This window comes from Vibrio sp. 1731, assembly GCF_033339955.1.
GTDB lineage: Bacteria > Pseudomonadota > Gammaproteobacteria > Enterobacterales > Vibrionaceae > Vibrio > Vibrio alginolyticus.
On record NZ_JAWOVO010000177.1, the window covers coordinates 1 to 1,031 of the forward strand.

Below are 1,031 nucleotides of genomic sequence, written 5' to 3' on the forward strand. Positions count from 1 at the left end.
TGCTTTAACATCATTTTTCGAATTAGTGCCATTTATACCAACAGAGCCACGGATTTTTAATCCCATTCTCGTTACCTTTATAACCAATCATATAATTAAGAAAGTACGCTTTAGCGTGACAACAATAAAGATAAAATGTTGTTTTATACGATTAGCCATACGAGGGAAATTAGGTGTTGAAAATATAGATTACAAATAAACTCAACTCATATCACTAAAAACACCTATCTAACATCTTTTGGTAACGCTTCAAAGCAGAACAGCCGGATGTTTTTAAACTACACGTATTAGTAGATGATAAACTGTATGTGAAAGAACACTTAAATTAACATAGTAAAACTATCAATTACTATTTTAAATTTAAATAAAATTCCTTTTTAAGGTCAATCTATAATTAAATTTATTAAACTTTAATTTTTTATTAAATTGAGCTTTGATTTATTAATCTGACTATTTAACTAATTTCATTTCAGTTAATTGTACTTTTTGGCATGTTAGCGGGTGATGGCGGTGCCAGTAACACCGACCCATTTGCAGAAGGGATGACGGACGATAATCAATGGATTGTGGAAGGACCACACTTGATGATTATTACCCCAGACCAAGCGTTGCTGGACTCTCTACCAACCGACCCAAGTTATGGTGGCCCATACGTGATGTGGAAAGGCACGCCATACGCACACATTATGATTCCCGTTGGAGCGAGAAAATAAAAAGAAAAAATCCGATATTCAGTATTTTGAATATCGGATTTTTATTTCGTTATCGAGCCAACCAAATTCTCGCCAATATTCCTATCGGCGTTGTGATGCCTGTCGTAATAGAGGTCACTTCACCATTTCTTAAAATATAAATGGTTGGAGTCACGCTAATTTTCCATTCACGCATAATATCGCTTGAAGGATCGTTTATGTTTTCAAAACGATATTCTTTTGCCTGCATAAACTGCGCCACGCGCTCATTCGGCCCCGATGAGCCAGAAACGCCAACTACGGCATAGTCATCACTCAGCCAGCTCACGCTTGGGCTTA

General features: G+C 36.4%; 1 protein-coding gene and 2 pseudogenes. 2 read left to right on the plus strand and 1 reads right to left on the minus strand.

Translation table 11 applies throughout. The annotated features are described in order from the left end of the window. Both R7035_RS26040 and R7035_RS26045 read left to right on the plus strand, forming a co-directional pair. Positions 1 to 199: hypothetical protein (locus R7035_RS26040; protein ID WP_318146426.1), on the plus strand; the 199-nt coding region annotated here is incomplete at its 5' end. 292 nt (positions 200 to 491) lie between these two features. Next, a pseudogene (locus tag R7035_RS26045) lies at positions 492 to 713 on the plus strand (hypothetical protein); the annotation flags it as partial. A gap of 49 nt (positions 714 to 762) precedes the next feature. Here the strand turns inward: R7035_RS26045 and R7035_RS26050 are convergent. Next, positions 763 to 1,031 (minus strand): annotated as a pseudogene (locus R7035_RS26050) (protein disulfide oxidoreductase); the annotation flags it as partial.